Raw genomic sequence first — 14028 nt, 5'->3', positions numbered from 1 at the left:
GGCCATGGCAACCGGGAAGCAGAACAAGATCCAGAGCCCGCCCTACAAAGTGGCGGGAGTGGTGACCTTCGCCGTGCTGGCGCTGATCGTCGGGCTGGTGTACGGCCAGTTCCGCGGGGCCTTCACCAAGACGACGTCGCTGACGATGGTGGCGCCGCGGGCCGGTCTGGTGATGGACCCGGGCGGGCCGGTGACCTACAACGGCGTCCAGATCGGGCGCGTGGCCAGCATCGCGCCGACGGAGCACGACGACAAACCGGCGGCGAAGTTCACGCTCGATGTCGACCCGCAGTACATCAAGCTGATTCCGTCGAACGTCAAGGCCGACATTCTGGCGACCACGCTGTTCGGCAACAAGTACGTGTCGCTTACCGCGCCCGAGCACCCCACGCCTGAGCGCATCAGCACCAAGCACATCATCGCGACCTCGGTGACGACCGAGCTCAACACGCTGTTCGAGACCATCAACAACCTCTCGGACCACATCGACCCGATCAAACTGAATCTGACCCTGCACGCAGCCGCCGAGTCGTTGACCGGGCTGGGCAACAAGCTCGGCGAGTCGCTGGTCAACGGCAACAAGATTCTCGACGACGCCAACGCCTACATGCCGTCATTGCGCCGCGACCTCAAGGGCTTCGCGAACCTGGGCGAGATCTACGCCGACGGAGCACCGGATCTGGTCGGCTTCCTGGAGAACTCGATCCCCGCGGTCAAGACCATCACCGCTCAGCAGAAGGAATTGGACTCCGTGTTGCTCGGCGCCGCCGGGGTCGGCCACCTCGGAGCGGACGTCACCAACCGGTTCGGGCCGTACTTCCGCCGGCAGTTCTCCGACCTGGTGCCGGTCTCGGCCCTGCTCGACGAGTACAGCCCGGAGTTGTTCTGCGCCATCCGCAACCTTGCCGAGGGCGCGCCGAAGGTCTACGAGTTCCTCGGCGGCGGGGACGGTTACGCCCTCGACACGGTCAGCAAGCTGGTCAGCCCGGCCAACCCGTACATCTACCCCGATAACCTGCCGCGTTACAACGCCCGCGGCGGCCCAGGAGGAGCGCCGGGCTGCTGGCAGGAGATCACCCACGATTTCTGGCCGGCGCCTTACCTGGTGGCCGACACGGGAGTCAGTCAAGCGCCCTACAACCACTTTGAATCCGGATCGCCCACGGCCGTCGATTACGTCTGGGGTCGCCAAGTCGGAGAAAACACGATCAACCCATGAACATCACCAGAACCGCACTCAAACTCGGCGCCGTCGGCTCGGTGCTGCTGCTCTTCACGGTCGGGTTGGTCGTGGTATTCGGCCAGGTCAGGTTTGACCGGACGGCCGGCTACTCCGCCGAATTCACCAATGCCAGCGGCCTGCGGGAGGGACAGTTCGTCCGCGCCTCCGGCGTGGAGATCGGCAAGGTCAAAAAGGTGCGCCTGGTCGACGGCGGTCGTCGGGTGGTGGTGGACTTCAACGTCGACCGGTCACTACCGCTGTACCAGTCCACGACCGCGCAGATCCGCTACGACGACCTCATCGGCAACCGCTACCTGGAGCTCAAGCGGGGTGAGGGCGAAGGTGCCGACCGGCGGTTGCCGGTGAACGGGTTCATCCCCGCCGCCCGCACCGAACCGGCACTGGACCTCGACGCGCTGATCGGCGGTTTCAAGCCGGTGTTCCGGGCGCTGGACCCCGACAAGATCAACACCATCGCGTCGACCATCGTCACGGTCTTCCAGGGCCAGGGCGGCACCATCAACGACATCCTGGAACAGACCGCACAACTGACCTCGCACATCGCCGAGCGGGATGCGGCGATCGGCGAGGTGGTCAAGAACCTGAACGTGGTGCTGGACACCGCGGTTCGGCACCGCCAGACGTTCGACGAGACCGTCGACAACTTCGACAAACTCGTCAAGGGGCTGAACGCCAACAACACCACCCTGGCCAACGGCACCGCCGAATTCGGTAACGCCGCCGGCAATCTGGCCGACCTGCTGGCCGACAACCGGAAGCAGTTGCACAGCCTGTTCCCGCCGGCGGGCCCGGAGCCGCCCGACCGGATGGCTGACGTCGAAAGCACACTGGAGAAGTTGCCGAGGGCGTTGAAGCTCCTCGGGCGCACCGGTGTCTACGGTGACTTCTTCAACTTCTATATCTGTGACGCCACCATCAAGCTTCCCGGTTTGCAGCCCGGCGGGCCGGTGCGCAACGTCCGGTTGTGGCAGCAACCGACCGGGAGGTGCACGCCGCAGTGAGGACCCTGGAACCGCCCAACCGGGCACGGATCGGAGTCATCGGCGTCATCACGGTGGCGCTGGTGACGCTGGTGGGGCAGAGCTTCAATACCGCGCCGATGCTGTTCGCCGAGCCGAGCTATTACGGCGAGCTCTCCGACACCGGCGGGCTGACCGCCGGTGACAAGGTGCGCATCTCGGGCGTGGACGTCGGCAGGGTGCAGGACCTGTCGATCGAGAACGACCACGTGCTGGTGAAGTTCTCCGTGGGCGCGCACCCGATCGGCAGCGATAGCCGGATCGGCGTCAAGACCGACACCATCCTGGGCCGGAAGGTGCTGGCGATCGAGCCCAAGGGTGAGCGCCGGATCGCGCCGCAGGGCGTGCTGCCGCTGGGGCAGAGCACCACCCCCTATCAGCTCTACGATGCCGTCTTCGACGTCACCAAAGCCGCGTCCGGCTGGGACATCGACACGGTCAAGAAGTCGTTGCAGGTGCTGTCGGACACCGTCGAAGAGACCTCTCCGGACCTGAGCGCCGCGCTCGACGGGGTCGCGAAGTTCTCCGACACCATCGGCAAGCGCGACGAGGAGATCACCCACCTGCTCGCCCAGACCAACGAGATCGCCACCGTACTGGGCAACCGCAGCGGCCAGATCGACGCCGTGTTGCGCAACACCCAGACCCTGCTGGCCGCGTTCAACCAGCGCAGCCAGGCGATCTCGGCGTTGCTGGGCAACATCGCCTACTTCGGCGAGCAGGTCCAGGGCCTGGTCCGGGACAACCCGACTCTGGATCTGAGCCACGTGTTCGAAGAGGCCGCCAACATCACCGACATGCTGGTGCGGCGCAAGGGCGAACTGATGGAGATGTTCACCATCTTGGGCAGGTACCTGACCATCGTCAACGACGCGGTCGCCTCGGGGCCCTACTTCAAGGTCTCCACCTTGAACCTGATCCCGTTCTGGATCCTGCAGCCGTGGGTCGACTCCGCGTTCAAGAAGCGTGGCATCTCGCCGGAGGAATTCTGGCGCAATGCCGGCCTCCCGGAGTTCCGCTACCCCGATCCCAACGGGACCAGGTTCGCCAACGGCGCGCCGCCGCCTGCTCCGCAGGTGATCGAGGGAACCCCCGAGCACCCGGGGCCGGCGGTCGCACCGGGCTCGCCGTGCTCGTACGCGCCGGCCGCCGGAATGTTCCCGACCCCGGGCAACCCGCTGCCGTGCGCGAACCTGGACCCGAACGCCGGGCCGTTCGGCCCGAGTGGTCCGTACCCGGGGCCGGTGGACGTGCTGACCTCGCCGCCGAACCCCGACGGCATCGGCTCGACGCCCGGCATCTCGATTGCGGGCCGGCCGGGCGAGACGCCGCCGCTGGTGCCCGGTACTCCGGTCCCGATGCCCGACGCAAACCCCGGTGCGCGCTCCGAACCGCTGGGTCCGATGCCCGGACCGGCTCCGGCCAACCCGGGCGCGGCTCCGCCGCCTCCGGCGATGGCACCCGGCCCGCCCGCTCCGCCCGGACCGGGCAACCAGTTGCCGGCACCGTTCATCGCGCCCGGCGAAGGCGGAAACAGCCAGCCCGGTGGTGGCGGCGGCGCAAGAGGGAGTGAGCGGCCGTGAGTACCGTCTTTGATGTTCGCAACCTGCGACTGCCGGAGCGGTCCCGGACGACGGTGGTCGTCGGATCACTGCTGCTGGTGCTGGCGCTGCTGGTCGGCTTCGGCGGCGTGCAGCTGTTCCGCAAGCTCAACAGCACCACCGTGGTCGCCTACTTCCCGCAGACCGACGCGCTCTACCCCGGCGACGCGGTGCAGATCATGGGTGTGCGGGTGGGCGCGATCGACAAGATCGAGCCGGCCGGCGACAAGATGAAGGTCACGCTGCACTTCAACAACAAATACAAGGTGCCCGCCGACGCCAAGGCGATCATCTTGAACCCGACCCTGGTGGCGTCGCGGACCATCCAGTTGGAGCCGCCGTACCGGGGCGGGCCGGCGCTGGCCGACAAGGCCGTCATCCCCGAGGAACGCACCGAGGTCCCGGTGGAGTGGGACACGCTGCGCAACGACGTCACCAACATCATCGAGAAGCTGGGCCCGACGCCCCAACAGCCGAAGGGACCGATCGGCGAGGCCATCGAGTCGTTCGCCGACAGCTTGAGCGGCAAAGGCCAGCAGATCAACACCGCGTTCAACAGCCTCTCGGACGCGCTGACCGCGCTGAACAAGGGCCGCGGCGACTTCTTCGCGGTGGTGCGCAGCCTGTCACTGTTCGTCAAGGCACTGGACCACAACGACCAGCAGTTCGTGGCGCTCAACCGGGACCTGGCCACCTTCACCAACAACCTGACCGGCACCGACCAGGACTTGGCCAAGGCCGCCGACCAGTTCTACGCGACGATGACGATCATCCGCGCGTTCCTCAACCAGAACGCCGACCTGCTGGTCAGAAACATCAACAACGCGGAGCAGATAACTACGGCCATCACCCAGCCGGACGCGCTGGACGGTTTCGAGACCTCACTGCACGTGCTGCCCAACGTGCTGGCCGCGGTGGGCGAGATCTACCACCCGGCGCAGGGCGCGGTCACCGGTTTCCCGGTGCTGGTGAACTTCGCCAACCCGATGGAGTTCATCTGCAGCGCGATCCAGGCCGGTAGCCGGCTGGGCTACCAGGACTCCGCGGAGCTGTGTGCCGAGTACCTGGCGCCGATCGCCGATGCGATCAAGTTCAACTACCTGCCGTTCGGTATCAACATCTGGACCAACGCCTACACGACGCCGAAGCAGATCGCCTACTCCGAGCCGCGACTGCAGCCGCCACCGGGGTACAAAGACACCACCGTCCCGGGTATCTGGGTGCCCGACACGCCATTTGCGCACAAGAACAGCCAGCCCGGCTGGATCACCGCGCCCGGCATGCAGGGTGTGCAACCCGGCCATGACACCGAGCGGCTGTTGACGCCGGAGTCGCTGGCACAGTTGATGGGCGGCCCGGACCCGGCGCCGATCCAGTCCCAGTACCAGACGCCACCCGGCCCGCCGAACTCCTATGACACGGAGCCCGGCCCGCTGCCCTACGTCGGTCTGCCTCCCGGCCAGGCGCCGATCCCGCCGCCCCCGCCGGGACCCAACGTGATCCCCGGCCCGGTCGCACCGCTTCCCCCGCGAGGTGAAGGCTGATGAGACGCAGTACAGCGATGAAGACGGTCAGCCGGCGCAGCTGGCAGGCCCTGGTGCTGCTGATGGCCACCCTGACGCTGACGTCCTGTGGCAGCTGGCGCGGTATCGCCAACGTGTCCTTGCCGGGCGGTCCGGGTAGCGGCCCCGGTGCCTACACGGTCTACGTCCAGGTGCCGGACACCTTGGCGCTCAACGGCAACAGCCGGGTGCTGGTCGCCGACGTCTTCGTCGGCGCGGTCGAGCACATCGAGCTGAAGAACTGGGTCGCGACGCTCAAGCTGAAGCTGAACAAGGACGTTCACCTGCCGCGCAACGCCACGGCGAAGATCGGCCAGACCAGCTTGCTGGGTTCGCAGCACATCGAGTTGAAGTCACCGGCCGACCCGGAGGGCGAACTGCGCAACGGCGACACGATCGCGCTGAACAATTCGTCGTCGTACCCGACCATCGAGCGGACACTCGCCGGTCTGGCCCTGCTGCTGCAACGCGGCGGATTGTCGGACCTGGACACCATCACCACCGAGTTCGCCGCGCTGTCCAACGGGCGGGCCGACCAGATCCGGGCGTTCCTGACCAAGCTGGACACGTTCGTCGCCAACCTCAACGACCAGCGCGAGGACATCACCCGGGCGATCGACTCGTCCAACCGGTTGCTGAGCTATATCGGTGCCCACAACGACACCATCGACAAAGTCCTGACCGACTTCCCGCCGCTGTTCAAGTACTTCAACTCCCAGCAGCAGATCTTCATCGACGCGATCGGAGCGCTGGGTGACATGGGGGCCTCGGTCAACCAGCAGATCGCGCCCGCGCGGGGTGATCTGACCAAGGTGCTGACGAATTTCCAGTGCCCGGGACGCGAGCTGCGTAAGGCGTCGCCGTACATCCCCGACCTGCTGCAGGTAATGATCACCGCGCCGTATCACGTCGACGGTGCCTTCAAGGCGGTGCGCGGTGACTTCATCAACACCTCGCTGGTGGTCGACCTCACTTATGCGTCCATCGACAACGCGATCCTGACCGGAACCGGCTTCTCCGGCATGCTGCGGGCGCTGGAGCAGTCCTTCGGCCACGACCCGGAGAAGATGATCCCGGACATCCGGTACACGCCGAACCCCGCTACCGCACCCGGTGGCCCGTATGTGGAAAGGGCTGACCGGAATTGCTGAAACCACAGATCAAGCGTCAACTGGTCATCTTCACCGTCCTGACCGCGGTGGCCTTGCTGGTGTTGGGTGTCTACTACCTGCGGTTGCCGACCCTGGCGGGTATCGGGCAGTACACGCTGAAGGCGAATCTGCCGGAGGCCGGCGGTTTGTACAAGACCGCGAACGTCACCTACCGCGGCACCATCATCGGCAGGGTCACCGCCGTCGAGCCCACCGAGACGGGTGCGCAGGCGACGATGCAGATCTCCAGCAAGTACAAGATCCCCGCCGATGCCAGCGCCAACGTGCATTCGGTGTCGGCGATCGGTGAGCAGTACCTGGACCTGGTGTCCACCGACAACCCGGGGCAGTACCTGAAGCAAGGCCAGACGATCACCAAGGGCACGGTGCCCTCGGCGATCGGGCCGGCGCTGGACACCGCCAATCGTGGTCTGGCCGCGTTGCCGGCGGGCAAGATCTCGGCGCTGCTCGACGAGACGGCGACGGCCGTCGGCGGGTTAGGCCCGTCCCTGCAGCGACTCGTCGATGCGACGCAGTTGATCGTCAGCGACTTCAAGGCCAATCTCGACGACGTCAACGACATCGTGAACAAGTCGGCGCCGATCATCGAAAGCCAGGTCGACTCCGGCGACGCCATCCACCAGTGGGCGCGCAACCTCAACGTCCTGGCCAGCCAGGCGGCCAGCCGCGATGAGACGGTGAAGCACATCATCCACGAGCTACCGCCGCTGATCGATCAGGTGCACACGCTGTTCAGCGAGACCAAGGACTCCCTGCCGCAGCTGATGGCGAACGCCTCGATCCTGACCGAGATGGGCAGACGCTACAACCGCAACACCGAGCAGGCGCTGGTGTTCCTGCCCCAGGCCGGCTCGATCATTCAGACCGTAAGTTCGGTCTTCCCCGGCCGGGCGTTACTCGACGTGGCCCTCGGTGCGTTCCCCGGGCCGGTCTTCCCGGTTCCCATTCCGGGCCTGAGCTTGAACTATCCTCCGCCGTGTCTGACTGGTTACCTGCCGGCGTCGGAGTGGCGGGCGTTCGCCGACACCAGCCCGGCTGACCTGCCGGACGTGTCCTGCCGGATTCCGCAGGACACCCCGTCCAACAACGTTCGCGGGGTGCGCAACATCCCGTGTGTGGACGTGCCCGGCAAGCGGGCGGCGACGCCCAAGGAGTGCCGCAGCGACAAGCCGTACGTCCCGCTGGGCACCAACCCCTGGTACGGCGACCCGAACCAGATCCGGAACTGCCCGGCGCTGGGCGCGCGCTGCGACCAGCCGGTCGAGCCGGGTCACGTGATCCCGGCGCCGTCGATCAACACCGGCCTCAACCCGCTGCCCGCGGATATGGTGCCACCGACACCGCCGCCGGCGAACGACCCGCTGACCCGACCGGGCACCGGTAGCGTGCAGTGCAACGGGCAACAACCGAACCCCTGCATCTACACTCCGGGCGGGCCGCCGATGGCGATCTACAATCCGCAGAGTGGCCAGGCGGTGGGGCCAGACGGCGTCGAATACTCCGTCGAGAACTCGATGAACATAGGAGACGACGCATGGAAGGGGATGCTGGCACCGTTCCAGTGAGCACGGACGGGGAACAGCAGACCGCAGACACCGCCGACACCGCAGATCTCCAGGATGGCCCGGACGCAGCGGACGAGGACACCGCAGCCGACGTCACTACGACCGAGCCGGTCAGCGCCGACCCGGCGGAGACGGAACCGGCGCCGTCCCGCCTCGGCCGCCGCCAGGTTCTGGGGATCTGTGCGTTGCTGGTGCTGTTGGCGGCCGGTCTGACGGCTCTCGGATACCTGAGCATGCGTGATCACGCGGCCAGTCAGTTGATGGCGCGGGACAACGCCGAAGCCATTGAGGCGGCGAAAACGTGCGTGCTGGCGACCCAGGCCCCCGACCCGGGGGATGTGTCGCTGTCTCAGGAGAAGATCTTCAACTGTTCGGCCGGGGAGTTCCGCACTCAGGCCGCGCTGTACGCCCAGATCCTTCCGCCTGCGTACCAGGCGGCGAAGGTCCAGGTCGAGCTCACCGAGATGGGCGCCGCGGTGGAGCGCAACAACCCGGACGGCTCGGTCGACGTCCTGGTGGCATTCCGGATCAAAGTCGACAATGTCGAGGCCAAGGGCCGCGAGGCGGGCTACCGGTTGCGTGCCCAGATGGTCCGCGAGGACGGCCAGTACCGGATCGCCAAGCTCGACCAGGTGGCCCGGTGACCGAAGCCGTTCTCGACGCGCCGGCCGGCCCGGCGGCGCGGTGGCGTAGCCGCGTCATCGCCTACGCGGTCGATCTGCTGCCCGGGGTGATCGTGGTGGCGGCGATGGCGTTGGCGGCACTGAGCTTCCCGCGCGGCGGGGCGTGGTGGTGGGTCGCGATGACACTCATCGGGGTGGTGATCCTGGCGACCGCGGTAAACCGGGTGCTGCTGCCGGCCATGACCGGGTGGAGCCTGGGCCGCGCGTTCGCCGGAATCGAGGTGGTGCGCGGCGGCGGAACCACCGAAGCCGTCGGCGCCGGACGGCTGCTGGTGCGCGAAGTGGCCCATCTGCTGGACGCTGTGTTCCTCGGCTGGCTCTGGCCGTTGCGCGACCGGCGCGGGCGTACTTTCGCCGACCTGGTGGCGCGCACCGAAGTGCGCCCGGCGAAGCTACGAGTGCCGCCGGCGAACATCCGGCTGCGGGCGATGGCGGCTTTCGTGGTCGCCGCCGTTCTGAGTTTTGCCGGTGCCGCCGCCGCCTACGCGGTGGTCTACCGGACGGAGCACAACGCGGATCAAACCCGCATCCAGATCGCCCGCCAGGGCCCGAAGATCGTGGCGGACATGTTGTCCTACGATCCCGAGACCCTGGAAGACGACTTCGCCCGCGCGCAGTCGCTGGCCACTGACAAGTACCGCGAGCAACTGGTACCCCAGTTGGACGCCATCCGCAGCGCCAAGCCGGTGCCGAACTTCTACCGGGTTACCGACGCGGCGGTGCTCGACGCCGCCAAGAGCCGCGCGACCATGCTGCTGTTCCTGCAAGGCCAGCGCGGCACCGCCGGCAAGGAGCGGTTGATCAGCGCCACCGTGCGGGTGGTGTTCGCCAAGGTGCAGCACAACTGGCGTGTGGACGATCTGTCCGTTGTCAGCAAGCCGCTGCCCGCCGAGGGGGACAAATGAGTCCGCGTCGTCGGGTCCAGGCCGATGACCAGCCGCTCTTCGTGGAGCGCACGGTGCCCGATCGGCGGCTGAGGACGGTGATCGCAGGCTCGCTACTGATCGGCGTCGCCGCGATCGCGATCTGCGCGGCGACGCTGTTCAGCCATGAGCAACACCGCAGGTCGGCACTGCGCGACGTCGAGGCGCTGGCCGCGGTCCAGTCGTTCATGACGATGTTCACCTCGCCGGACCCGTTCCACGCCAACGACTACCTGGCAACCGTCCTCGATCACGCCACCGGGGACTTCGCTCAGCAATACCAGGACAAGGCCAACCAAATCCTGATCGCGGTGGCGCGCAGTGAGCCGACCACCGGAACGGTGATCGCGGCCGGTGTCGAGCGGTGGAACGACGATGGCAGCGTCAGCATGCTGGTGGCCGTCGAGAACAACGGCAAGTCGCCGGACGGTAAACATGAGGTCAAGGCCGCAACTCGCTGGCTGGCGACCGCGCAGAAGGAAGGGGACCAGTGGAAGATCAGCAATCTGAGCCAGGTGCTGTGACCGAGACCGGCCCCGCAGATGAGCAGGAGCTCGAACCGGCCGGCGAGGAGGCGGACGGCGCGGAGGCGGAGCCGGACGGCGAAGCGGAGGCCGACTCTGAGCCCGAGACCGCGGTGGACACCCGCCGCGGGCGCCGCAAGCTCGGCCTGCGGGTCGCGGTCGCGGCGTCGGCGGCCCTGTTCGTCGGGTCTGCGGCGTTCGCGGCGGCCGCCGCACAGCCGTATCTCCTCGACCGGGCCGAGGTGGCCACCAAACTCGACATCGCCCGGACGGCAGCCCGAGCGATCCACACGCTGTGGAACTACACGCCGGAGAACCTGGACACCCTCCCGGATCGGGCGGCGGTCTACCTCAGCGGCGACCTGGAAGCCCAGTACCGCAAGTTCATCGCTGCGATCGCCGAGAGCAACAAACAGGCCAAGGTCACCGACAGCACCGAGATCGTCGGCGCCGCAGTCGAATCGCTGAACGGCCCCGAGGCCACCGTGCTGATCTACACCAATACCTCGGCCACCAGCGAACTGTCCAAGACCATCCCGCAGATCAAGTACCTGACCTACCGGCTGTACATGAAACGCGACCAGAATCGCTGGGTGGTCACCAGGATGCCGACGATCACCTCACTGGATCTCACCCCGCGGTTCCAGAGCTGAGTCATGCCGGTCACCTCGCCGCTGTCGCAACGGCGCACGGTGACGGCATTACTGCTACTGACCTTTGCCACCGGCCTGGTCGACGCGGTCAGCGTGCTGGTACTCGGCCGGGTGTTCGTTGCGAACATGACCGGCAATGCGATCTTCCTGGGCTTCCTGTTCGTCGCCCACGCCGGCATCGATCTGACCGCGGCGGCCGTGGCGGTCGGCGGGTTCCTGCTCGGAGCGATCGCCGGTGGCCGCCTGGTACGGGCACTGGGACAGCGAGTCCGGACCTGGGTCAGCACCGCCCTGGGCATCGAGGTGGCGCTGCTGCTGGCGCTGGCCGCACTGGCCGGATTCGGGGTGCTGCACTACCACGACGCCAGCAAACTGGTTTTAATCGTCGGCCTCGCGATGGCATTCGGCATGCAGAACTCGACGGCGCGCCAATTCGGCATCCAGGAGCTCTACACCACGGTGCTCACCTCCACGATCGTCGGAATCGGGTTGGACAGCAGGCTGGCCGGCGGGACCGGGCACCGTGAAAAGTTGCGCTACGGCGTGGTATTGACGATGATCGGCGGCGCCACTGTCGGCGCGACGCTGTCCCATGTGGTGGTAGCGCCGGTGATCGCGCTGACCGCGGGCGTGGTCACGGTGAGCCTGCTGCTGTTCCGCTACGGCTAACCCGTTCGGGCCGCCCTTATCCGCCCGAGAGTGCAATCATGCAGGGAAACCGGCGAAATCACCTGCGCCAGTACAATCTCGAGGGGGAAGCGCCGCTCCGACCCCGCTCAGACCCCGCCGTACTCGGGGCGCAGAATCGAACGCAGCGCCGCTAGCGGGATGTGCGCCTGGACGTTGCCGCCGTCCATGTACCACTGCATCTGGTTGTACTGGATCGGCGAATCGTGGCTGACCGGATAGTCGGGCATGTACAGGATCAACTCGTCGGGGGTCAACGCCCACGACCGGTAGCCGCCGGAGAACACCTTGTCCGGGGTGAACCGCTCGGGGACGAACGGGTAATCCCCGGGCCGGTGCTCCCAGAACGCCCGGTCGAGTGCCTCGACGATGTAAGGCTCGCCGAGTTGTGGGATCGTCGCGAGTGGGTCCACCCCGGGCTTGGTGATGTCGGCCAACTGCAGCTGGCGGCCGCCGGCCCCCATGTCGAAGGTGAAGGTGCGGTAGGCGTTGTTGATGTAGGGGCCGTCGGAGTGATAGTCCTCGTGGAAGACCACAGTCAGCGCGTTGCCGTGCTGAAAGATCTCGAAGTTCTCGTTGCCCCAGCTGTCGACGACCATCGAGGCGCCCTTGGCACGCCAGTTGGTGAACAACTTCGACAGGTAGTCGCGAATCGGCGGGCCCGCCACCGGGTGGTCGACCAGCTCTGGCGGCACCGCCATCCGGATATAGCGGGTGGCCAGCCGCTCGGAGCGCACGTCGGTGCTGCAGTAGTGCCCGTCCCAGTCGCCGCCCAGCCCGCTGCAGAACGACGGGGCCGAGGCACCGACCTCCGGTGCGGCGCACACCATCAGCACCGTCGCCGTCATCCCCGTCAGTAGCCGGGTCGCCCACATTGTTTGCCTCCTAGGGCAATTCGACTTTGCTCGCCAACCATCGACCGTCGACCTTCTGCATCGTCATCTTCATCCGGCTGCGGTCCACCCGCGGGTCCGGGCGGGTGGTGTTGCTAACCGTCTGATTGACCATCAACAGCACCACCACCGTGTCCGTGGACTCGGACTGGACGGCCGAATCCACCACGACGCCTTGGGCCGACGCCTTGTTGTCGATCAGCAGCTGGCGCAGTCCCACACTGGCCTTGGTGTAGGTGTCCTTGAAATCCCCGGTCGCGCCGTTGAGCACCGCGGCGAAATCGTCGTCCACCCGGTCGGAGTCGATGCTGGTCAACACCTGGGCGTAGTCCACCGCGGCGCGTTGCCCGGCCGCCCCGGCGGCGGCGACCCGATGCTGTTGCCACAGCTGCCAACCCAACCCGATGACCAGACCGAAGACCACCAGGTAGGCGGCTGCGACCCCCGCCATCGCCAGGGTGCGGTGCCGGGAGCGCACCGGTGGTGCCGGCTCCGGCGCACCTTCGGGCAGGTCTTCCGGCGCTTCTTCGGGCAGGTCTTCGGTGGTATCCGGTTCGTCAGCGGTGCTCACCGCAGCGTCTCCTTGCACATCAGCGTGGCGGATCGATCAACAGCGGCGGTCCGCCGTACGGGGTGGGAATCGTGTAGCGGCCCTTGGGGGTCGGGTCGGTGGTCGAGGCCAGGTCCGCGCCGGGCGGCGGGCCCGCGGTGTCGTCGCCCGGTGGGCGTGGCGCATTGTGAGCGCCGCGCACCAGCACCGACTGGTCGGTGTCGCGGCAGTAGCCGTAGAGGAACGGTTCGGGAAAGTCCGCTGCCGACGGGTTGCGCCGTGGCGTCCCATAGTCGCAGGTGTAGCGCGGGTAGATGTCGACGGTCGCCCACATCCCGTCCTCGTGGATCGCCGAGCTGAGCGCCTCCACCGTCGAACCCCGGTAGTTGGGGAACAGCGCGTTGAGCGCCGGTGTCCGCACATAGAGCAGCTGCGCCGTGGTGACCAGGTTGCCCAGCAGCCCGACCATGGTGTCGGAGTTGTCGTCGAAGAGGCCGTCGACCGACGACAGCATCGCCGGTGCCTGATCGACCAGTTGCCGGTAGCCGCCGATCATCGGATTGACGCCCTTGAGCACCTTGTCGAGATTGTCCGACGTCGCGGCCAGACCGTTGTTGACGTCGCTGAGCATGGTCAGCACTACCCGGCTGGTCTTCAACAGGCTCACCGTCTGCGGCAGAACCGAATCCAGGGTCGACAGCAGGAACGTACCACCGTCGACGATGTCGGTGAGCTTGCGCGGGCCGTCCTCGGAGAGGCTGAGTTCGGACTTGATCAGATCGAGCTTGCGCGGGTCGGTCTGGGCCAGCATGCCGTCGGCGTCGGCCAGCAGCTGCGAGATCGGAATCGGCGTGGGGGCCGGGTAGGGGGGGGCCCCCCGGGCCGCCGGACAGGAACGGGCCGGTGTTCGAGGGCGGCTCGAAGTCGATGTACTGTTCGCCGGCGGCCCCCAC

The 14028-nt window shown here is 67.0% G+C and carries 13 protein-coding genes and 1 pseudogene; 11 read left to right on the top strand and 3 right to left on the bottom strand.

Features of this window, described 5'->3' with window-relative positions; all coding sequences use genetic code 11:
* The first annotated feature begins 4 nt into the window (after window positions 1-4).
* The 11 genes from A5771_RS16850 to A5771_RS16800 are packed head-to-tail and all read left to right on the top strand — an operon-like array spanning window position 5 to window position 11614.
* Entirely contained in the window at window positions 5-1219 is a 1215-nt protein-coding gene (locus A5771_RS16850; RefSeq protein ID WP_064856388.1) for an MCE family protein, read from the top strand.
* Window positions 1216-2244 (top strand): MCE family protein, encoded by a 1029-nt coding sequence (locus A5771_RS16845; protein ID WP_064856336.1) that lies wholly within the window; start codon window positions 1216-1218, stop codon window positions 2242-2244. Before A5771_RS16850 ends, A5771_RS16845 begins: the two co-directional genes overlap by 4 nt.
* Entirely contained in the window at window positions 2241-3845 is a 1605-nt protein-coding gene (locus A5771_RS16840) for an MCE family protein (protein ID WP_064856387.1), read from the top strand. The genes A5771_RS16845 and A5771_RS16840 overlap by 4 nt, the downstream gene beginning before the upstream one ends.
* Window positions 3842-5407 (top strand): MCE family protein, encoded by a 1566-nt coding sequence (locus A5771_RS16835; protein ID WP_064856335.1) that lies wholly within the window; start codon window positions 3842-3844, stop codon window positions 5405-5407. The genes A5771_RS16840 and A5771_RS16835 overlap by 4 nt, the downstream gene beginning before the upstream one ends.
* A complete protein-coding gene (locus A5771_RS16830; RefSeq protein WP_234783090.1) occupies window positions 5407-6576 on the top strand; it encodes an MCE family protein in 1170 nt (389 codons plus the stop codon). The genes A5771_RS16835 and A5771_RS16830 overlap by 1 nt, the downstream gene beginning before the upstream one ends.
* Window positions 6570-8162 (top strand): MCE family protein, encoded by a 1593-nt coding sequence (locus tag A5771_RS16825; protein WP_064856333.1) that lies wholly within the window; start codon window positions 6570-6572, stop codon window positions 8160-8162. Before A5771_RS16830 ends, A5771_RS16825 begins: the two co-directional genes overlap by 7 nt.
* Window positions 8132-8806 carry a hypothetical protein gene (locus A5771_RS16820; protein ID WP_064856332.1) on the top strand — a complete coding sequence of 225 codons (675 nt, stop codon included), beginning with the start codon at window positions 8132-8134 and terminating at the stop codon, window positions 8804-8806. The genes A5771_RS16825 and A5771_RS16820 overlap by 31 nt, the downstream gene beginning before the upstream one ends.
* The gene (locus tag A5771_RS16815; protein ID WP_064856331.1) at window positions 8803-9750 is read left to right on the top strand and encodes an RDD family protein; all 948 of its coding nucleotides are present in this window, start codon (window positions 8803-8805) and stop codon (window positions 9748-9750) included. Before A5771_RS16820 ends, A5771_RS16815 begins: the two co-directional genes overlap by 4 nt.
* A complete protein-coding gene (locus A5771_RS16810; protein ID WP_064856330.1) occupies window positions 9747-10292 on the top strand; it encodes a hypothetical protein in 546 nt (181 codons plus the stop codon). Before A5771_RS16815 ends, A5771_RS16810 begins: the two co-directional genes overlap by 4 nt.
* Entirely contained in the window at window positions 10259-10945 is a 687-nt protein-coding gene (locus A5771_RS16805) for a hypothetical protein (protein ID WP_064856329.1), read from the top strand. The genes A5771_RS16810 and A5771_RS16805 overlap by 34 nt, the downstream gene beginning before the upstream one ends.
* 3 nt (window positions 10946-10948) lie before the next feature.
* Window positions 10949-11614, top strand: coding sequence for a YoaK family protein (locus A5771_RS16800; RefSeq protein ID WP_064856328.1), 666 nt, complete (start codon window positions 10949-10951; stop codon window positions 11612-11614).
* 107 nt (window positions 11615-11721) lie between these two features.
* On the opposite strand, the gene A5771_RS16795 is transcribed toward A5771_RS16800, so the two are convergent.
* From A5771_RS16795 to A5771_RS16785, 3 genes and pseudogenes are all read right to left on the bottom strand, one after another.
* Window positions 11722-12507: a mannan-binding family protein gene (locus A5771_RS16795; protein ID WP_064924497.1), complete on the bottom strand. Its 786-nt coding sequence runs from the start codon at window positions 12505-12507 to the stop codon at window positions 11722-11724.
* Window positions 12508-12517: 10 nt separating this feature from the next.
* Entirely contained in the window at window positions 12518-13096 is a 579-nt protein-coding gene (locus tag A5771_RS16790) for a hypothetical protein (protein ID WP_064856326.1), read from the bottom strand.
* Between the two features lie 19 nt (window positions 13097-13115).
* Window positions 13116-14028, bottom strand: a pseudogene (locus tag A5771_RS16785) (MlaD family protein); the annotation flags it as partial.

Source organism: Mycolicibacter sinensis, assembly GCF_001667375.1.
Taxonomy (GTDB): Bacteria; Actinomycetota; Actinomycetes; order Mycobacteriales; family Mycobacteriaceae; genus Mycobacterium; species Mycobacterium sinense_A.
Note: the sequence above shows the minus strand (reverse complement) of the source record. Positions and strands in the feature narration are given on the sequence as shown.

Coding starts and splice junctions, on each gene's coding strand:
- A5771_RS16820 (WP_064856332.1), top strand. CDS start 8,132: ATGGAAGGGGATGCTGGCACCGTTCCAGTGAGCACGGACGGGGAACAG.
- A5771_RS16800 (WP_064856328.1), top strand. CDS start 10,949: ATGCCGGTCACCTCGCCGCTGTCGCAACGGCGCACGGTGACGGCATTA.
- A5771_RS16845 (WP_064856336.1), top strand. CDS start 1,216: ATGAACATCACCAGAACCGCACTCAAACTCGGCGCCGTCGGCTCGGTG.
- A5771_RS16795 (WP_064924497.1), bottom strand. CDS start 12,507: ATGTGGGCGACCCGGCTACTGACGGGGATGACGGCGACGGTGCTGATG.
- A5771_RS16810 (WP_064856330.1), top strand. CDS start 9,747: ATGAGTCCGCGTCGTCGGGTCCAGGCCGATGACCAGCCGCTCTTCGTG.
- A5771_RS16850 (WP_064856388.1), top strand. CDS start 5: ATGGCAACCGGGAAGCAGAACAAGATCCAGAGCCCGCCCTACAAAGTG.
- A5771_RS16830 (WP_234783090.1), top strand. CDS start 5,407: ATGAGACGCAGTACAGCGATGAAGACGGTCAGCCGGCGCAGCTGGCAG.